Origin of the sequence: Pseudomonas sp. IT-196MI5 (genome assembly GCF_949767415.1) — a bacterium.
Taxonomy (GTDB): Bacteria; Pseudomonadota; Gammaproteobacteria; order Pseudomonadales; family Pseudomonadaceae; genus Aquipseudomonas.
Window position 1 is genome coordinate 162,422 of sequence record NZ_CATKPZ010000022.1, and the last position, 19,052, is coordinate 181,473.

Genomic DNA, 19,052 nt, shown 5'->3' on the forward strand with positions numbered 1-19,052 from the left:
GGGTTTTGTTCTGGAGACATCCCATTGCGTATCGCTTTTCTCATCTCGATCTGGCTACTGAGTTTCGGCGCCCTCGCGGCACCTGGCGATGTGGCGACGCTCGATCGCAGCACCTGGCCGGAAAAACTCGGCAACCCGACCCTGTTCGACGTGGCATCGAGGGCCGAGATCCTCATGTTTTCCAGTGTGCTATTGGCCAGCGAGTCACTGGATGAACCCGCCCTGGCCCAGCGCCTGGGCTTGCGCACGATCAATCTGGAGTCGGTCAACCGGGTTCGCCAGCGTCTGTGGCAACGGTTGCTGGCCAACTACAACTTCGCCCAACAGAGCTGCGACCAGGATGCCTCCTTCTGTTTTCTGGTCGAAGACATGCCGACCCTGCACGAACAGGCCGCCAGGTTCCAGGTCAGCGCAGACAGTTACTACATCAAGTGGGCCGAGCCGAGCCGTGTGTTTCACACCCAATACCTGGACGAGCAGTTGCGCAAGGCCGCGCTGTTCCCGCAAACCAGCAGCGAAGTCGATCGTTTTGGCGACTACGAGCGCAGCGGCGACGAGATGCATGACCGGCTGTTTCTGCTGACTTTCGACAGCGCCGCCAACGCTGCACCGGACAATACCGCCTGGGTCACCGAGTACCTGCGCAAGTCGAACATGAGCGGGACATTCTTCGTCCTCGGCAAGGACATCCAGGCCCGTTTGGCCGAGTATTCGGTAAGCAACCTGCAAGCGACCTACTCGACCCAGTGCATTGGCGTACAAGGCTGGGAATTCCGCTCCCACAGCTACTGGCAGGACTGGCAGGACTCGTTGCGCCGCAGCGCCGAACTGGTGAAAAGCAAGCTGCCGGAGAACTACGTGCCACTGTTCCGTCCGCCGGATGGCCAGCGCCGTTCCGATGCCGAGGGTTTCTTCAAGACTCAGGGGTTGCAGGTAGCGCTTTGGGACATCGACGCCCAGGATGGCGCCGGCAAACTCAAGGGCAACCCGAGTGCGCAACGGGTGCTGACCCTGATGCTGCTGTGGCGGCACGGGGTGATCAATTTCAATGTGAAGCAGGATGGGGTGAAAACGGCGTTGCCGTGGCTGGTCACGCAAACGGCGCCTGTCGGAATCGGCTGGGAAGATTGCCAGGATGCGTTTCGCTGAGCCTCAAAAACCCGTAAACATTGGGTTTTTGGTGATTTTTGAGGGGAGTTCGTTGCAGGTTGACTTACGACTGTAAACGGGTGATGGCAGTCCGCCAAGTGTTATTGGTCATTCTGAAAAATAAACTTCAAAAAAGCGTCAAAGTACTTTTTTCTGTCACACGTTTTGGAGTATTACGAAGACAGACCGCCGAAACCTGCAACACAGGTGGCGTCTCCCAAGACCCAGCTATGTAGGCAGAACACTTGAGTCCCCGCAGGTGTATTCGGCAGTCACTTCGAGGCGCAGCACCGTCAAGGTATTGCGTCGAATGGCTCCCACAAAGGTGACCGAGTATGGATGATCACGGACGTAGCTCTTCTTCCAACCAGCCAATCCTGTATGTACTCGATACCAACGTATTGATTCACGATCCAAACGCGCTGCTCAACTTCGAAGAACACCACGTCGCCATCCCGATGACCGTGCTTGAGGAGCTCGACAAGCTCAAGAGCGGGCATCACAGCGTTGCCGCCGAATGCCGCCAGGCGATCCGCCTGATCGACAAGACCCTGGGCGATGCCTCACCCGAGGATGTCGAGCAGGGTGTGCCGATCCAGCGTGGCAAAAGCGGACCCAAGGGTTTACTGTCAATTCTGATGAGCAGGAATACCGAGCCGAATCTGATTCTGCCCGAGCACCTGAACGACAACAGAATCATCAACCAACTGATCGACCTGCACGCGCGCGACCCGAAAAAGCCCGTGGTGCTGGTCACCAAAGACATCAACATGCGCCTCAAGGCGCGCGCCTGCGGGATTGAGGCCGAGGACTACAGCACCGACCAACTGGTCGACGACGTGTCCTTGCTGCCCAACGGCTACCACAACATGACCGGCTCTTTCTGGGACCGCGTGAGCAAGGTCGAAACCCGTCAGGACCACGGCCGCACCTGGCATCAGGTGCAATTGATCGACAACCTGCCAGCGGTGCACATCAACGAATTCATCATTGATGAACAGGGCTTTGTCGGCTGGATCAAGGAGATCGAAGAAGACCGTTTGCTGATCCTCGACCTGCACCAGGAACCGCTGCTGCACCAGGAAGCCTGGGGCCTGAAACCGCGTGATATCTATCAGAGCCTGGCGCTATACGCCTTGCTCGATCCGGACATCCACCTGGTCAACCTGTCGGGTGCCGCGGGTTCGGGTAAAACCATCCTGGCGCTGGCCGCTGCGATCGAGCAGACCATGGTCAGCAAACGTTATCGCCGCATCATCGCCACCCGTAGCGTGCAGGGCCTGGACCAGGAAATCGGCTTCCTGCCCGGCACCGAGGCGGAAAAAATGGAGCCGTGGCTGGGCGCCATCACCGACAACCTCGAAGCCTTGCACATGGATGACGAAAGCACCCATGGCAGCGTCGACTACATCCTCAGCAAAGTGCCATTGCAGTTCAAATCCCTCAACTACATCCGGGGCCGCAGCTTCCAGCAGAGCCTGATTTTGATCGACGAATGCCAGAACCTCACGCCGCACCAGATGAAAACCATCATCACCCGTGCCGGCGCCGGTTCCAAAGTGGTGTGCCTGGGCAACCTGGCACAGATCGACACCCCTTACCTGTCCGCGACCAGCTCCGGGCTGACCTACCTCACTGAACGCTTCAAGGACTTCCCGAACGGGGTGCACATCACCCTGCAAGGGGTACCACGCTCGATCCTGGCCGAATACGCCGAATCGCATTTGTAACTGTCCACCGGAACCGGGCGGCCGCGAGGTCGCCCGGTTTTTTGTGCCCGACACAAAACCTTGTAGGAGCTGGCTTGCCAGCGAAGACGGCCTCGAGTTCAACGCAAGCCTCAAGGCACCCTTCGCTGGCAAGCCAGCTCCTACAGGAAAGCGTCCGTCCGATAATCAGGCGTGCGAATAATTGACCCGCAGGTTTACAATCGACGCTCCTGATCAGGAGTAATCCCGTGCTGACTCATCTCGATTCCCAAGGTCGCGCCAACATGGTCGACGTCACTGAAAAAGCCGTGACGTTCCGTGAGGCGACCGCCCAGGCGCTGGTGCGCATGCTGCCCGAAACCCTGCAGATGATCGTCAGTGGCGGCCACCCCAAGGGTGATGTGTTTGCCGTGGCGCGCATTGCCGGCATTCAGGCAGCGAAGAAAACCAGCGATCTGATTCCCCTGTGCCATCCGCTGATGCTGACCGGCGTCAAGGTCGAGCTCAGTGCCGAAGGCGACGATTCGGTGCGCATCGTGGCGCGCTGCAAGCTGTCCGGGCAGACCGGCGTCGAGATGGAGGCGCTGACCGCTGCCAGTGTCGCCGCGCTGACCATCTACGACATGTGCAAGGCCGTGGACCGCGGCATGACCATCGAAAGCGTGCGTCTGCTGGAGAAGGTCGGTGGCAAGAGTGGTCATTTCCAGGCGGAGCCGTCATGAACGTTACCGTGAAATTTTTCGCTCGTTATCGTGAAGCGCTGGGGCTGGACTCGGTGAAGGTTCAAGGCGATTTTGCCACCGTCGACGACGTTCGCGCATTGTTGGTCCAGCGTGACGGTGCCGAGGTATTGAGCGAGCAAAACCTGATGTGCGCCCGCAACGAAGACCTCTGCCAGCTCGACGAGCCGGTCAGCGAGGGCGATGAAGTGGCGTTCTTCCCGACTGTGACCGGAGGCTGAACCATGGCCATTCGCGTGCAGTCCACGCCGTTCGACCCGGGTGCCGAGGTCAACGCCATGCACGACGCCAACGTCGGCGTGGGGGCGGTGGTGAGTTTTGTCGGCTATGTGCGCGACTTCAACGACGGCCTCGATGTGGCTGGGATGTTCCTCGAGCATTATCCCGGCATGACCGAAAAAGCCCTCGGCAAGATCGCCACCGAGGCCGAGCAGCGCTGGCCGCTGCTCAAGCTGGAAGTGCTGCACCGCGTCGGCGCACTGGAACCGGGCGAGCCGATTGTCTTCGTCGGCGCGGCCAGCGCCCATCGTCAGGCGGCATTCGACGCCTGCGCCTTTGTCATGGATTACCTGAAAACCCGTGCGCCGTTCTGGAAAAAAGAAAACACCAGTGACGGGCCGCGCTGGGTCGAGGGGCGTGACAGTGATCATGCGGCGGCGGATCGCTGGAAGCAGTAGTTCCTGCGGTGTTCTTTAGTCCGTCTTCGCGGGCAAGCCCGCTCCCACAGGGTTCTGCGTCGTACACAACATTTGTGTTCAACCAGATCAACTGTGGGAGCGGGCTTGCTCGCGAAGGGGCCATCTGACTCACCCAATACCTTGCAGAACCGCCACCCGACCATCGGCCGGCACAGGCTGCATTTGCCTGATTGACGCCTAATACATAAAAGTCCAGTATGGAATTATAAGTACAAAAAAGGTTTCCACCCCGTTTCAGCTTTTTCTTCTGTCTTGCCAAACCAACAACAACCGCGAGAAAACGAACATGAAGAAGTTCCCCCTCATCACCGGTCTGGCCTTGAGCCTGTTGGCGTGCAGTTCTGTATTCGCCGCCGAGAAAACCCTGCGCATCGGCATTGAAGCCGCTTACCCGCCGTTCGCCTCGAAAACCGACAAAGGCGAAATCGTCGGTTTCGACTATGACATCGGCAATGCCCTGTGTGCGCAGATGAAGGCCAAGTGTGTGTGGGTCGAAGGCGAGTTCGACGGTCTGATTCCTTCCCTGAAAGTGAAGAAAATCGACATGGCGCTGTCGTCCATGACCATCAACGAAGACCGCAAGAAGTCGGTGGACTTCACCCACAAGTACTATTTCACTTCGTCGCGTCTGGTGATGAAGGATGACGCGGTGGTGGATGACCAGTACGCCAGCCTCAAGGGCAAGACCGTCGGCGTGCAGCGCGCCACTACCACCGACCGTTACGCCACCGAGGTGTTCGAGCCCAAGGGCATCAACGTCAAGCGCTACAGCAACAACGAAGAAATCTACATGGACCTGGCCGCCGGTCGCCTCGACGCGATTTTTGCCGACACCATTCCGCTCAATGATTTCCTGTCGATGCCGCGTGGCAAGGGTTACGCCTTCGTCGGGCCGGAGCTGAAAGATCCGAAGTATGTGGGCGAGGGGGCCGGGATTGCCGTGCGCAAGGGCAATACCGAGTTGGTCAGCGAGCTGAACACGGCCATTGATGGCATTCGCGCCAATGGTGAGTACCAGAAGATTTCGGACAAGTATTTCAAGTCCGACATCTACGGCGACTGATGGTCCGCCATCGCGAGCAGGCTCGCTCCTACAGGGTACGGTGTACGCCGATCCATCGTAGGAGCGAGCCTGCTCGCGATGAGGCCAGATCAAACAATACAAATTTCAGGGCCTAGCCCTTCAATTCCTTCAAATGCTTGTACACCGTCGCCCGGCCCATGTTCAGCACATTGGCCACGTAGTTCGACGCACTTTTGCCCTTGAACGCGCCTTCGGCGTGCAACGCCAGCACCAGTTCACGCTTGTGGTCGCGGGTCAGCAGATTCAGGCTCAGCTGGCGCTCGCGCAGCCAGGCGTGGAGGAAGGTGTTGATCCGTTCCTGCCAGTCATCGCGGAACAGTGAATCCGGTTGCGGGATCAGCTTGGTCGGCGACAGGAACAGGTCCAAAGCGGCCTTGGCATTTTCAAACAACGAAATATTCAGGTTGATGCACAGCACCGCCAGCGGATGACCCTCGCTGTCCCGTAGCACCGTGCTGAGGCTGCGAATCTTCTGGCCATCCCAGTTGAGCTTTTCGTACGGCCCGATGTTTCGTTCGCTGACATCGTCGCTGAGCATGTCTTCCAGCGCCGAGTCGTCGCCGATTTCCCGTTTGGACAGGTTGTTGGCGATGTAGTCGACCTTTTGTGTACGCAGGTCGTGCAGCACCACTTCGGCGTGGGGAAAGAACAGTGTGGCGATGGCATCGGCGATCGCCCGGAAGTTATCCAGCGCCGCAGTGTTCGGGACCGAGTCTTTTTCGGGGGCGTTCATACAGTGGAGCTCCAGGCAGCGTCAGCGCCCCATCAAAGGGGCTCTGAAAGTGTGCCGTAATCGTGTGGGCGCGTCACCTGAGGATCAGGATGAGCCGAGGCGGGCAGGGGAGAGCATTTCGGCATTCAGCCCGAAATGGCTGAGCGACTCGGGCAACGCTGCACCGCGTACCAGTGCCGCGCTGGCCTGGCCCATGGCCGGCGAGGTCTGGATGCCATAACCGCCCTGTGCCGCGACCCAGAACAGCCCCGGCACTAGTGGATCGAAACCGGACAGCAAGTCGCCGTCGCTGACGAAGCTGCGCAGGCCGGCCCAGGTGCGGGTCGGGCGGCGAATGGTCAAGGTCGTGGCCTCTTCGATCTGGTAGATGCCCATGGCAATGTCCAGCTCTTCGGGCTGCACGTCGTGGGGTTCCACCGGGTCGGCGTTGGCCGGCGAGCCGAGGAACATCCCGGCGTCGGGTTTCATGTAGAAGGATTCGTCGAGGCTGACCAGCATCGGCCAATGGTGGATGTCCACGCCTTCGGGGCCGGCGAAGATGAACGCGGCACGACGTTTCGGTTGCAGGCCCAGGGGCTTGGCGCCGGCCAATTCACCGACCTTGTCGGCCCACGCGCCGGCGGCGTTGATGATGATCGGCGCGCTGTACGTCTGGTTGCCGGTCTGGACATGCCATGTGCCTTGGCCGTCGTGGCTCAGGCTGACGACTTCGCTGTCGGTATGCACTTCGCCCAGGTTGCGGCGGATACCGCGTAAATAGCCCTGGTGCAGGGCATCGGTGTCGATGTCGCTGGCGGTCGGGTCGTAGATGGCGCCGTGGACCTTTTCCCGGCGCAGGATCGGCACCCGCTTGCAGGCCTCGTCGACGCCGAGCAATTGCATCTCTGGCACCGTGGTTTTTGCGCTCTGGTATTGCCTGTTCAGCTCGTCCGGGTCACCGGTGAAGTCCACGGTCATTTCGCCACGCGGAGTCAGCAGCGGGTGTTCGCAGAAACCGCTGGGCGGGTTGTCGAAAAAGTCCCGGCTGGCCAGAGTCAATGCGCGAACTTGCGGGGTGCCGTAGGCCGCGGTGTACAGCGCGGCCGACCGGCCGGTGGAGTGATAGGCCGGATAGGATTCGCGTTCGAGCACGATCACGCGGCCGTGCTGCGACAGCCAGAAACCGGTGGACGCGCCGGCAATCCCGCCGCCGATGATAATGAAATCTGCCTGGCTCATGAACGTCTCCTGTTGGGGCGTAAATGCCAATGGTGTAGACATTTTCTGTGGGAGCGAGCCTGCTCGCGAAAGCGTCAGGTCAGTCAACATCTATGTTGAATGAAAGATCGTATTCGCGAGCAGGCTCGCTCCCACAGGTGAGTGGTGGTGTCAGCGGGACAGGCGATAGATCGCGTTGGCCAGCGCAATGTCTTCCAGGCCCAGGCCGATGGAGCGGAAAAACACATGACGATCGTAATCAGGGCGCAGGACTTTTTCGCTTAGCAGGTCGGGCAGGTCGCCGATAATCGCGCTCCTGTCCCAGCCGTGCCGTTCGGCGGCGATCAGCATTTCACCGGCCGAACCCGGAGTGGTCAGACGATAGTCGCAGAACACCCGCATGTCATTGAGGCTCTGCGGCGGCACTTCGTGGGCGCGTGGCGCGTTGGTGCTGATGGAGGTGATCAGCGCCGGTTTGCGTAAGTGAGACGGGTCGATCACAGGGCCGGCGGATGAGGTGCAGAGCATGATCACGTCGGCGTCCTGAACAGCAGCTTCGCGACTGTCGACGATGTTCAGGCGTGGCTCGATGTTTTTCAGCAGGCTCACGGTTTTGGCATCTTCGCTCAGGCTCGGCGAATACAGGCTGATGCTCTGCCAGTCGCGCAGGCCTTTCACGTAATGCAGGTGCGCCTGGGCCACTTTGCCGCTGCCGATGATGGCCAGGCGCCTGGCTGTGAGCGGCGCGAGGGCGTCGACCGCCACGGCGGTGGTCGCGGCGGTGCGGGCCGTGGTCAGTTCGCCCGCATCGCACAGCAACAGCGGCTGGCCGGTTTGCATCGACATCAGCAGTGTCCATGCCGTCACCAATGGCCCCTGTTCACGGACGATGTACGGCGAAGTCTTGATCCCGTACACGCCGTCTTCGGCCAACACGCCCAGGTAATTGATGAAGTCGCCGGCGCCCTGGGGGAATTCCACCAGTTGCTGCGCCGGTTGCACTGCTTGCCCGGCGGCCAGGTCGCGGAACAGTTTGCGCAGGATCTGCGGCACGTCGACCTGCGTCAGTAGCTCGCGAGCCTGGGCTTGGGGGATCACTTGAGGCGTACTGGACATGGTCGGCTCCGGAGCTGGAAGTAAACTAATTTGTCTATTATGGACTTTTAGATATCTACAGCAAGCTCCTGTTGAAAAAAAGCCGGGCGAAAAAAAAGCGCAGTCCGTTTCCGGCTGCGCTTGTCTTTTCAGCGTCGCTTAATGAGGACGCTTGCGCTCAACCGCCCGCAACAGATGCGTCGGTGGCGTTTCACAACTGATCTTGCGCCCCAGCAGTTCTTCGATGGACGGTAGCTGGTAGGAGTCGTCTTCACCGGCAAAGCTGATGGACACACCGTCGGCACCGGCGCGACCGGTACGACCGATGCGGTGCACGTAGTCGTCCGGCACTTCTGGCAGGGTGAAGTTGATCACGTGGCTGATGCCGTCGATGTGGATGCCGCGGCCGGCCACGTCGGTGGCCACCAGCACGCGGATCTTGCCTTCGCGGAAGCCTTCCAGGGTCTTGATGCGCTTGTGCTGCGGCACGTCGCCGGACAGTTGCGCGGCGTTGATGCCGTCGCGCACCAGGCGTTCTTCGATGCGTCGCACTTCATCCTTGCGGTTGGCGAACACGATGACCCGCTCCCAACCATTGTCGTTGACCAGGTTGTAGAGCAGTTTGTATTTGTCTGCACCGGCCACCGCGTAGATGTGCTGCTCGACGTTTTCGCTGGCCACGTTCTGCGACTCGATCTCGACGATCGACGGGTCGGTGGTCCATTGCTTGGCCAGGTTCATCACGTCTTCGGTGAAGGTCGCGGAGAACAGCAGCGTCTGACGCTCGGACTTCGGTGGCGTCTGGCGAATGATCTGGCGTACTTGCGGGATGAAGCCCATGTCGAGCATGCGGTCGGCTTCGTCCAGTACCATCACTTCGACCATGTCCAGATGCACGTCGCCGCGCTGGTTGAAGTCCAGCAGACGGCCCGGTGTGGCCACGAGGATGTCGCAGTGGCGGGCTTCGAGGTGCTTGAGTTGCTTGTCGAAGTCCATGCCGCCGACGAACGTCATGACGTTGAGGCCGGTGTACTTGGTCAGGTCGGCGGCGTCCTTGGCGATCTGCACCACCAGTTCGCGGGTCGGTGCGATGATCAGCGCCCGCGGCTCACCCATGTAGCGCTCTTTCGGCGGCGGGGTTTGCAGCAGCTGGGTGATGATCGAGATCAGGAACGCAGCGGTTTTGCCGGTACCGGTCTGGGCGCGGCCAATGGCGTCTTTGCCCGCGAGGGTGAAGCCCAGCACCTGGGCCTGGATCGGCGTGCAATACGGGAAGCCCAGGTCCTGGATGGCGTGCATCAGCTCAGGGGCGAGTTTGAAATCGTGGAAGCGGGTTTTGCCTTCCTGGGGTTCGACGACGAAGTCTTCGAGTGTCCATGGGATGACCGGCGCCTTCGGCTTGGGTTCACGGCGCGGTTTGGCGGGTTTCGGCGTTTCGCTGCGTGGCTGTTCCGGGGGGGTTATCGCCGCAGGCTGGGCAGTTTGTGCGGTCTTCGGCTCATGCTCGGGTGCCGCGGTGGGGGCGGCCCGTTCAGACTGATTACCGTCGGTGCGGTGGCCGGGAGCGTGAGACGCAGCGCTGGGAACTGGCGCGAGTTGCTCAGTCTCGCTTTTACCGAACATTTTCTTGAGTGCTTTGAGCACGGTCATCTCATCAATTGGTTAAGGAATGTACGCCGGCCAGTGTAATGCAAGAACCGGGCGCGGCGTAGGGGGATGGATCAAAGGGCGCTTTTAATCCTGAACGCTCAGCGCAAGCGCTCGGCGAGCCAGGTGCCGATGTCGCGAATTTCTTCGGGTAACACTTCGTGACCCATTGGGTATTCCTGCCATGTCACGGTGACACCACGCAGCTTCAAGTGCTCGTAGGCGCTGCGTCCCATCGAGTTTTGCACCACGTCGTCATACTGGCCGTGCATCGTCAGCACCGGAATGCGCTGCTGGCTGGCGGACAACTCCAGTTCATCGCTGAAGGTCGGTGCATAAGTAGAAAGGGCAACGATGCCACCCAGTGGTCCCTGCCACTTCAGAAACGCGGTGTGGAACACCACGGCACCGCCCTGGGAAAACCCTGCCAGGAAAATCCGCGAGGCGTCTATTCCGCAGGCTCGCTGCGCCTCAATCAATTCGATGATCCAGTTGGCAGACTCTTCAAGTTGTTCGCGATTGATCGCGCGCGCCGGGCTCATGGCCAATATGTCATACCAGCTCGGCATCTCGTAACCGCCATTGATGGTCACGGCGCGGCTCGGTGCCTGGGGCAAAACGAAGCGGGTGCTCAGCAGGCTTTCCTGTAGCGCTTCGGCCACCGGCAGGAAGTCATAGCGGTCGGCGCCCAGGCCATGCAGCCAGATGACGCAGGCGTCTGCGGTCTTGACGGGTTCAAGAATCAAGGGGTTGGTCATGGCTGCTCCAATGTTGTGCGTGCGCGCTCATTAAGTGCGTGTTCCAAGTGCGCGTCAGGTTGATCCGTTAAGAAGATGTCGCAAGGGTACAAGTTTTGCTATTGACCTGCAGCTGAAGCGCTTCCGCGGGCGGTGTGGTACGGGCTTTGCTATGGAGAAGCGGTGCAACACATCTCGCGCCCGGCGGTAACACTATCAGTGTACTGCCGACTGTGGGATAGCAATGAATCCGGTGATGGATGTTCGCCAAGGGCCGCTACGGGGCTTCGCGAACGTGAAAGGGCTACAGCCCCGTTCGGCCGACTGGTGAGAGTGAGTTTTCCAAAACGTGGATTTTCTCCTACTAGACTCATAGCTGATGTCTTACGTCGGTTGACCCCAAAAAAAGCCAACACGGGTCGACTACGCCTCAAAAGGGTGCGACTGGACTCACGCTCCGACACAACAAGAGCAAAACTGGAGGTTTTGAATGAAGATGTTGAAATCCACCCTGGCTATCGTGACTGCAGCCGCGGTACTCGGTGTCAGCGGGTTTGCCCAGGCGGGTGCAACCCTGGATGCAGTGATGAAGAAAGGCTTCGTGCAGTGTGGCGTCAGCGATGGCCTGCCAGGCTTCTCGGTTCCGGATTCCACCGGCAAGATCGTGGGTATCGATGCTGACTACTGCCGCGCAGTAGCGGCGGCTGTCTTCGGCGACGCGACCAAGGTCAAGTTCAGCCAGTTGAACGCCAAGGAGCGCTTCACCGCGCTGCAATCCGGCGAAATCGACATCCTGTCGCGCAACACCACCATGACCAGCTCCCGTGACGCGGGCATGGGCCTGAAATTCCCTGGTTTCATCACCTACTACGATGGCATCGGCTTCCTGGTAAACAACAAACTGGGCGTCAAAAGCGCCAAGGAACTGGACGGTGCAACCATCTGCATCCAGGCCGGTACCACCACCGAACTGAACGTTTCCGATTACTTCCGCGGCAACGGCCTGAAGTACACCCCAATCACCTTCGACACCTCCGACGAAAGCGCCAAGTCGCTGGAATCCGGTCGTTGCGACGTACTGACCTCCGACAAATCCCAGCTGTTCGCCCAGCGCAGCAAGCTCGCTTCGCCGAAGGACTACGTGGTTCTGCCGGAAACCATTTCCAAGGAGCCTCTGGGCCCGGTCGTGCGTAATGGCGACGACGAGTGGCTGGCCATCGTGCGTTGGACTGGCTTCGCCATGCTCAACGCTGAAGAAGCCGGCATCACTTCGAAGAACGTCGAAGCCGAAGCCAAGGGCACCAAAAACCCGGACGTAGCCCGTCTGTTGGGTACCGACGGTGAATACGGCAAAGACCTGAAAGTGAAGAAAGACTGGGTCGTGCAGATCGTCAAGCAAGTGGGTAACTACGGCGAAGTGTTCGAGAAAAACCTCGGCAAGAGCACTCCGCTGGAAATCGACCGCGGGCTGAACGCTCTGTGGAACGCTGGCGGCATTCAATACGCACCACCAGTGCGCTGATGGTTCTATCACCCGGTGGGCCAACCGCCGGGTGATGTTCTGTTCCATTATTTGCGGGGCACTTCATGCAAAATTCAATCGGCGCACCAAAGCAGAGGCTCAGCCTCAGCGATCCTAAAGTGCGTGCGTGGCTATTCCAGATCATCACCATTGTGGCGGTGGTCTCGATGGGCTGGTATCTGTTCGATAACACACAGACCAACCTGCAACACCGGGGCATTACCTCCGGTTTTGACTTTCTGGAGCGCAGTGCCGGTTTCGGCATCGCTCAACACCTGATCGACTACACCGAATCGGACACCTATGCCCGAGTGTTTGTCATCGGCCTGCTCAACACGCTGCTGGTGACCTTCATCGGCGTGATCCTGGCGACGATCCTCGGGTTCATCGTCGGCGTGTCACGGCTGTCGAAGAACTGGATCATCAGCAAGGTAGCGACGGTGTATGTGGAAGTCTTCCGCAATATTCCGCCACTGCTGCAAATCCTGTTCTGGTATTTTGCGGTGTTCCTGACCATGCCGGGGCCGCGCAACAGCCATAACTTCGGCGACACCTTCTTCGTCAGCAGCCGCGGCCTGAACATGCCGGCGGCGTTGATGGCGGACGGCTTCTGGCCGTTTGTGGCGAGCATTGTGGTGGCGATCGTCGCCATCGTGCTGATGAGCCGCTGGGCCACCAAGCGCTTCGAAGCCACCGGTGTGCCGTTCCACAAGTTCTGGGTGGGCCTGGCGATGTTCCTGGTAATCCCTGCACTGTGTGCACTGATCTTCGGCGCACCCTTGCATTGGGAAATGCCGAAGCTGCAAGGCTTCAACTTCGTCGGTGGCTGGGTGCTGATCCCGGAACTGCTGGCGCTGACCCTGGCCCTGACTGTGTACACCGCGGCGTTTATCGCCGAGATCGTGCGCTCGGGCATCAAGTCGGTCAGCCATGGCCAGACCGAAGCGGCGCACTCGCTGGGGCTGCGTAACGGTCCGACCCTGCGCAAGGTGATCATCCCGCAAGCCCTGCGCGTGATCATTCCACCGCTGACCAGCCAATACCTGAACCTGGCGAAGAACTCCTCGCTGGCGGCCGGTATCGGTTATCCGGAAATGGTCTCGCTGTTTGCCGGTACGGTGCTGAACCAGACCGGGCAGGCGATCGAGGTGATTGCGATCACCATGAGCGTGTACCTGGCGATCAGTATCAGCATTTCCCTGCTGATGAACTGGTACAACAAGCGCATTGCGCTGATCGAGCGGTAAGGAAAAGCGCATGAGCACTCACACTTTCAAACCCGACATGCCTCCACCGGGCCGCAGCATCGGCGTGGTGGCGTGGATGCGCGCGAACATGTTCTCCAGCTGGCTCAACACCTTGCTGACTCTGTTTGCGTTTTATCTGATTTACCTGGTGATTCCGCCGATCCTGAGCTGGGCCATTCTCGACGCCAACTGGGTGGGCACGACCCGTGCCGACTGCACCAAGGAAGGCGCCTGCTGGGTGTTCATCCAGCAGCGTTTCGGCCAGTTCATGTATGGCTACTACCCACCGGAACTGCGCTGGCGCGTGGACCTGACGGTGTGGCTGGCGATCGTCGGCGTGGCGCCATTGTTCATCTCGCGCTTTCACCATAAAGCGGTGTACGGGCTGGGCTTCCTGGTGCTGTACCCGATCTTTGCCTACTTCCTGCTCAATGGCGGCATTTTTGGCCTGACCAGCGTGGCGACCAGCCAGTGGGGCGGCCTGATGCTGACCCTGGTGATCGCCACTGTCGGTATCGCCGGCGCGCTGCCGCTGGGGATTGTCCTGGCCCTGGGCCGTCGTTCGAACATGCCGGCGATTCGCGTGGTCTGCGTGACCTTCATCGAATTCTGGCGCGGCGTGCCGTTGATCACGGTGCTGTTCATGTCCTCGGTGATGCTGCCGCTGTTCCTGCCCGAAGGCATGAACTTCGACAAGCTGCTGCGGGCGCTGATCGGCGTGATCCTGTTCCAGTCGGCCTACGTGGCCGAGGTGGTGCGCGGTGGTCTGCAGGCGATTCCAAAAGGTCAGTACGAAGCCGCTGCCGCGATGGGGCTGGGCTACTGGCGCAGCATGGGCCTGGTGATTCTGCCGCAAGCCCTGAAGCTGGTGATCCCCGGCATCGTCAACACCTTCATTGCGCTGTTCAAGGACACGAGCCTGGTGATCATCATCGGCCTGTTCGACCTGCTCAACAGCGTCAAGCAAGCCGCCGCCGATCCGAAATGGCTGGGCATGGCCACCGAAGGCTATGTGTTCGCCGCCCTGGTGTTCTGGATTTTCTGTTTTGGTATGTCGCGCTATTCCATGCATCTGGAACGCAAGCTCGACACAGGCCACAAGCGCTAAGTCGCTACCTAATTTAGGAAGTTCTCCAATGAGCGAAGCAATCAAAAAGCCTGTGAGCCCTGAAGGCATTATTCAGATGCAGGGCGTAAACAAGTGGTACGGCCAGTTCCACGTGCTCAAAGACATCAACCTCAACGTCAAGCAGGGCGAACGTATCGTGCTGTGCGGCCCGTCGGGTTCCGGCAAGTCCACCACCATCCGCTGCCTCAATCGACTGGAAGAGCACCAGCAGGGCCGCATCGTGGTCGATGGCGTAGAGCTGACCAACGACCTCAAGCAGATCGAGGCGATCCGTCGTGAAGTCGGCATGGTGTTCCAGCACTTCAACCTGTTCCCGCACCTGACCATTTTGCAGAACTGCACCCTGGCGCCGATGTGGGTGCGCAAGATGCCCAAGCGCAAGGCCGAGGAAATTGCCATGCACTATCTGGAACGCGTACGCATTCCGGAACAGGCGCATAAATTCCCGGGGCAACTGTCCGGCGGTCAGCAGCAGCGTGTGGCGATTGCCCGCGCGCTGTGCATGAAACCGAAAATCATGCTGTTCGACGAACCGACTTCGGCGCTCGACCCGGAGATGGTGAAGGAGGTACTCGACACCATGATCGGCCTGGCCGAAGACGGCATGACCATGCTTTGCGTAACCCACGAAATGGGCTTCGCCCGTACCGTGGCCAACCGCGTGATCTTCATGGACAAGGGTGAAATCGTCGAACAGGCGGCGCCGAACGACTTCTTCGATAACCCGCAGAATGATCGCACCAAGCTGTTCCTGAGCCAGATCCTGCATTGATCGAACCCAGGCATTGAAATAAACCCGGACTGAGTTCCGGGTTTATTTTTTCCCTCAATTTATCGCCCGGCCCCCCCTGTAGGAGCGAGCCTGCTCGCGATGGGCGTTAACGATGACGCGTTTTAACTGGAAACATGCCTCGCCTGCCCATTCATCGCGAGCAGGCTCGCTCCTACAGGGATCGCCTTGCTCTCTCGGATGAAGCTGACTACCATGTCAGAAAATTCATCCTATGATTGGATGAAAGGGCGAATCCCATGTCTGAAATCACTTCATTGGTAAAACGATCCCTGGTCGATCAGGCCCTCGACCAATTGCGCCTGCGTATCAACCAAGGCGTTTGGGTCGTGGGTCAGCGGTTACCCACCGAGCCTGAGTTGTCCGCCGAGCTGGGCATCAGCCGCAACACTGTGCGCGAAGCCATGCGCGTGTTGGCGTTTTCCGGGTTGATCGAAATCCGTCAGGGCGACGGCAGTTACCTGCGCGCGGTGATCGATCCCCTCGATACCTTGAAGGCGCTGTCCCGTTGCTCCCTTGAGCAGGCCCGGGAAACCCGGTACATCCTTGAAGTCGAGGCCGTCGGCCTTGCAGCCATGCGCCGCACCAATGAAGACTTGGTGGCATTGCGCGAAGCGCTGGGTGTCAGCGGTAGCCACTACCACGGCGATCTCGACACCTACATCGCCTGCGATCTGGTGTTTCACCGCCGCTTGGTGGACGCCGCGCATAACCCGACCCTCAGCGAGTTGTACCGCTATTTCTCCAGCATCGTCGGCGCGCAGTTGCGTCAGACCCTGAGCATCGTCCCGCGCCGCCAGGAAGTGTTCGACCTGCACATCGAGTTGCTCGATGCCGTCGAACAACGCGATCCGGAACGGGCTAAAGCCCTGTCGAGGCAGTTGATCAATGAACCTTGAAACCGAGAAGTCCATGCACCGCAGTGAGTTATCCACAGCCCCCAAACGTTCGGCCGAGCTGGAAGAGCTGCTGATCGATGCCGAGGCCGATGACGAACAGGTCCAGCAAACCCATCCGGTTCTGAGCCGGCCCTGGCTGTTGCTACTGGGCCTGATACTGGTGGCGCTTAACCTGCGCCCGGCGCTGTCGAGCATGGCGCCGATGCTCAGTGAGGTGTCGAAATCCCTTGGCCTTACAGCCTCTCAGGCCGGTTTGCTGACGACGCTGCCGGTGCTTTGCCTGGGGTTGTTCGCGCCACTTGCACCGGTGCTGGCCCGACGTTTCGGCGCTGAACGGGTGGTATTGGGGATTCTGCTGACACTGGCGGGCGGGATCATCTTGCGCAGTTCGTTCGGTGAGGTCGGCCTTTTTGCTGGCAGCGTGCTCGGCGGTGCCAGTATCGGCGTGATCGGCGTGTTGCTGCCGGGCATCGTCAAGCGTGACTTCCCGAAACAGGCCGGGACCATGACCGGCGTCTACACCATGGCCCTATGCCTGGGCGCGGCGATGGCGGCGGGTGCGACTGTGCCGCTGAGCGAGCATTTCGACAAAAGCTGGGCGGTGGGTCTCGGCTTCTGGGGCATTCCGGCTTTTGCGGCGGCACTGTTCTGGCTGCCGCAAGTCGGCCAGAAACACGGAGCGCATCATGTCGCCTACCGCGTTCGGGGACTATTGCGTGACCCGCTGGCCTGGCAGGTGACCTTGTACATGGGGTTGCAATCGTCCCTGGCCTACATCGTGTTCGGTTGGTTGCCGTCAATCCTGATCGGGCGCGGTCTGACTCCGACCCAGGCCGGGCTGGTGCTGTCGGGTTCGGTGATCGTGCAACTGGTCAGTTCCCTCGCCGCGCCATGGCTGGCGACGCGTGGCAAGGATCAGCGGCTGGCGATTGTGATCGTGATGGCCCTGACGCTCGGCGGTCTGTTCGGTTGCCTGTATGCACCGATAGAAGGCTTGTGGGGCTGGGCGATCGTACTTGGATTGGGGCAGGGCGCCACGTTCAGCCTGGCGTTGACCCTGATTGTGCTGCGCTCGCGGGATTCCCATGTGGCGGCGAACCTGTCGAGCATGGCCCAGGGCTTCGGTTACACCCTGGCGTCCATGGGGCCGTTCGCAGTCGGTATCGTGCATGACTGGACCGGCGGCTGGACGGCCGTGGGCTGGATTTTCGGTGTCATCGGCCTGGGTGCGATCATCGCCGGCCTCGGTGCCGGGCGGGCGCTGTATGTGCAGGTCAGCAGTGAAAGAATTCAACCATGACGCACACCTATAAATAGATAAGCTCCAGGGTAGCGGAGCCGTCGAGTGTTGCATCGTCACTCAAGTCCAGTGTTGAGGTAGGTGCAATGATTGTAACGAGCGTGGCCCGACTGCTCAGGTTCTGAATCGCGACAGGGCCTGCGGTGCTGCCCGCCACATTGGTGAAGCCCAGATAGCTTTGGGCGCCAATCGGTATGGGGCTGGATCTGGATGTACTCCACGCTCGCCCTCCAGTGGTGGAGTCGGTTCGATAGACTTCAGGCCAAGCGTCCACTACGGTTCTGGCGGGATCGAAGTGCAACGAAAACAGACCAATCCTGTTGTCGCTTCGGTCGAAATTCAGGCCGTAATAGATCTCACTGTTGACGATGGCAGAGCCTTCCCGGTTGTCCCGCATGATCAATGCGAAACGGGCCGCAGCGTTGCAACTGATGTTGAGGTCAAGGAATTGGTCACGCAGTTGCGTCCTTTTGTCTACGTTCAGGTCCTGCCGGGATATTTTTCCGTAGTCGACAAGACCGTTGTTGGAAAAAATCGGGGTGCAGGCGACCGGGGTGATGGTGCCTTTGACCAATAGTGCATTGGGAGACGCCGCAAGGGCGCCAGTCGTCGTGCTCATCAACAGTGCGGCGGTCAGAGCCATGGGTATACGCTTCATCGATAAATTCCTTTTTGGATAGAAGGTATAGGCGCTGAACCGTTCATTCAGACAGCGAACGGTTCAGCGCGTTGGTCCTTAGAGGTATTTCACTTCGAACGTCGCGGAGCCATCAAGGGTGACTTCGTCGGTCAGGGTCAGTTCGCTAGTCTTATTGATGTAGGTATCGACCTCAAAATAAAAGGTGACATCTTTTGCATCAATCGGTGTGGTGGTGCCAGTAGCGGCAAAGGACAGGAGATATCCGGCTTGAGCATTGTCTGCTTTCACCCAGGTTGATCCGCCGTCTTCTGATTTGATTGCGTCCAGTGAATTTGTCGCGTCTTTGACTTGCACGACTTTGGGAACAAATTGGCCCAATGGTTCGTCGGCAGGGGTCAGACCAAGGCCAAACCAGTCAGCAATTGATGTGCCGCCTTTATTGTCAATTGGATTCAATGCAAACGATATTGCAGCATCACATGCTACTTCCAGTTGAATTGTATTTGTCCCAACCAGCGTATTGTTGGTTTCACTAAGGTCTGCTGACGAGATCTTGCCGATATCAATGACACCGCCGCCGGTGAAGGTCGGTGTGCAAGCGATTGGCGTGATGAGGCCTTTGACCGTCAGGTCAGTGCTCGACGCTGCGAGAGCAAAAGGCGCGGCGCTGATCAGTGCCGTTGTGGCGAGTGCTGCGAAGTACTTTTTCATAGGTGAAACATCCTTGCTACTGTTG

Annotated in this window: 19 protein-coding genes; 12 read left to right on the plus strand and 7 right to left on the minus strand. The window is 59.4% G+C overall.

What is annotated here, in order from left to right; translation table 11 throughout:
- The first annotated feature begins 24 nt into the window (after nucleotides 1–24).
- The 6 genes from ACM6IK_RS15100 (at nucleotide 25) to ACM6IK_RS15125 (ending at nucleotide 5,359) form a co-directional block, all read left to right on the plus strand.
- Nucleotides 25–1,149, plus strand: coding sequence for a polysaccharide deacetylase family protein (locus ACM6IK_RS15100; RefSeq protein ID WP_414874961.1), 1,125 nt, complete (start codon nucleotides 25–27; stop codon nucleotides 1,147–1,149).
- A 335-nt stretch (nucleotides 1,150–1,484) separates the two neighbouring features.
- Nucleotides 1,485–2,879, plus strand: coding sequence for a PhoH family protein (locus ACM6IK_RS15105; protein WP_414874962.1), 1,395 nt, complete (start codon nucleotides 1,485–1,487; stop codon nucleotides 2,877–2,879).
- Between the two features lie 227 nt (nucleotides 2,880–3,106).
- Nucleotides 3,107–3,580, plus strand: a complete 474-nt coding sequence (gene moaC, locus ACM6IK_RS15110; protein ID WP_218426815.1) for a cyclic pyranopterin monophosphate synthase MoaC — start codon at nucleotides 3,107–3,109, stop codon at nucleotides 3,578–3,580.
- Entirely contained in the window at nucleotides 3,577–3,819 is a 243-nt protein-coding gene (locus ACM6IK_RS15115) for a MoaD/ThiS family protein (RefSeq protein ID WP_414874963.1), read from the plus strand. The genes moaC and ACM6IK_RS15115 overlap by 4 nt, the downstream gene beginning before the upstream one ends.
- Nucleotides 3,820–3,822: 3 nt before the next feature.
- A complete protein-coding gene (moaE, locus tag ACM6IK_RS15120) occupies nucleotides 3,823–4,275 on the plus strand; it encodes a molybdopterin synthase catalytic subunit MoaE (protein ID WP_414874964.1) in 453 nt (150 codons plus the stop codon).
- Between the two features lie 307 nt (nucleotides 4,276–4,582).
- Entirely contained in the window at nucleotides 4,583–5,359 is a 777-nt protein-coding gene (locus ACM6IK_RS15125) for an ABC transporter substrate-binding protein (RefSeq protein WP_414874965.1), read from the plus strand.
- Nucleotides 5,360–5,471: 112 nt separating this feature from the next.
- On the opposite strand, the gene ACM6IK_RS15130 is transcribed toward ACM6IK_RS15125, so the two are convergent.
- The 5 genes from ACM6IK_RS15130 to ACM6IK_RS15150 form a co-directional block, all read right to left on the minus strand.
- On the minus strand, nucleotides 5,472–6,113 hold the full coding sequence (locus tag ACM6IK_RS15130) for a helix-turn-helix transcriptional regulator (protein ID WP_414874966.1): 642 nt from the start codon (nucleotides 6,111–6,113) through the stop codon (nucleotides 5,472–5,474).
- Nucleotides 6,114–6,197: 84 nt separating this feature from the next.
- Nucleotides 6,198–7,331, minus strand: a complete 1,134-nt coding sequence (locus ACM6IK_RS15135; protein ID WP_414874967.1) for an NAD(P)/FAD-dependent oxidoreductase — start codon at nucleotides 7,329–7,331, stop codon at nucleotides 6,198–6,200.
- Nucleotides 7,332–7,481: 150 nt separating this feature from the next.
- Complete coding sequence (locus ACM6IK_RS15140; RefSeq protein WP_414874968.1) at nucleotides 7,482–8,426, minus strand: ornithine cyclodeaminase family protein; 945 nt, start codon at nucleotides 8,424–8,426, stop codon at nucleotides 7,482–7,484.
- 138 nt (nucleotides 8,427–8,564) lie between these two features.
- On the minus strand, nucleotides 8,565–10,055 hold the full coding sequence (gene rhlB, locus ACM6IK_RS15145; protein WP_414874969.1) for an ATP-dependent RNA helicase RhlB: 1,491 nt from the start codon (nucleotides 10,053–10,055) through the stop codon (nucleotides 8,565–8,567).
- 98 nt (nucleotides 10,056–10,153) lie between these two features.
- Nucleotides 10,154–10,810: an alpha/beta hydrolase gene (locus tag ACM6IK_RS15150; RefSeq protein ID WP_414874970.1), complete on the minus strand. Its 657-nt coding sequence runs from the start codon at nucleotides 10,808–10,810 to the stop codon at nucleotides 10,154–10,156.
- A 469-nt stretch (nucleotides 10,811–11,279) separates the two neighbouring features.
- Here ACM6IK_RS15150 and ACM6IK_RS15155 point away from each other — a divergent pair, with 469 nt between their 5' ends.
- The 6 genes from ACM6IK_RS15155 (at nucleotide 11,280) to ACM6IK_RS15180 (ending at nucleotide 17,676) form a co-directional block, all read left to right on the plus strand.
- Nucleotides 11,280–12,311, plus strand: coding sequence for an amino acid ABC transporter substrate-binding protein (locus ACM6IK_RS15155; RefSeq protein ID WP_108214962.1), 1,032 nt, complete (start codon nucleotides 11,280–11,282; stop codon nucleotides 12,309–12,311).
- A gap of 65 nt (nucleotides 12,312–12,376) precedes the next feature.
- Nucleotides 12,377–13,558: an amino acid ABC transporter permease gene (locus ACM6IK_RS15160; protein ID WP_218426832.1), complete on the plus strand. Its 1,182-nt coding sequence runs from the start codon at nucleotides 12,377–12,379 to the stop codon at nucleotides 13,556–13,558.
- Between the two features lie 10 nt (nucleotides 13,559–13,568).
- Nucleotides 13,569–14,666: an amino acid ABC transporter permease gene (locus ACM6IK_RS15165; RefSeq protein WP_218426834.1), complete on the plus strand. Its 1,098-nt coding sequence runs from the start codon at nucleotides 13,569–13,571 to the stop codon at nucleotides 14,664–14,666.
- Between the two features lie 28 nt (nucleotides 14,667–14,694).
- Nucleotides 14,695–15,459, plus strand: a complete 765-nt coding sequence (locus ACM6IK_RS15170; protein WP_108214965.1) for an amino acid ABC transporter ATP-binding protein — start codon at nucleotides 14,695–14,697, stop codon at nucleotides 15,457–15,459.
- 257 nt (nucleotides 15,460–15,716) lie between these two features.
- Nucleotides 15,717–16,376, plus strand: a complete 660-nt coding sequence (locus ACM6IK_RS15175) for a FadR/GntR family transcriptional regulator (RefSeq protein WP_414874971.1) — start codon at nucleotides 15,717–15,719, stop codon at nucleotides 16,374–16,376.
- Nucleotides 16,366–17,676, plus strand: a complete 1,311-nt coding sequence (locus ACM6IK_RS15180) for a CynX/NimT family MFS transporter (protein ID WP_414874972.1) — start codon at nucleotides 16,366–16,368, stop codon at nucleotides 17,674–17,676. The genes ACM6IK_RS15175 and ACM6IK_RS15180 overlap by 11 nt, the downstream gene beginning before the upstream one ends.
- Nucleotides 17,677–17,683: 7 nt before the next feature.
- Here ACM6IK_RS15180 and ACM6IK_RS15185 read toward each other — a convergent pair whose 3' ends face one another.
- Nucleotides 17,684–18,334 (minus strand): DUF1120 domain-containing protein, encoded by a 651-nt coding sequence (locus tag ACM6IK_RS15185; RefSeq protein WP_414874973.1) that lies wholly within the window; start codon nucleotides 18,332–18,334, stop codon nucleotides 17,684–17,686.
- A gap of 78 nt (nucleotides 18,335–18,412) precedes the next feature.
- The gene (locus ACM6IK_RS15190; protein ID WP_414874974.1) at nucleotides 18,413–19,027 is read right to left on the minus strand and encodes a DUF1120 domain-containing protein; all 615 of its coding nucleotides are present in this window, start codon (nucleotides 19,025–19,027) and stop codon (nucleotides 18,413–18,415) included.
- Nucleotides 19,028–19,052: the final 25 nt, after the last annotated feature.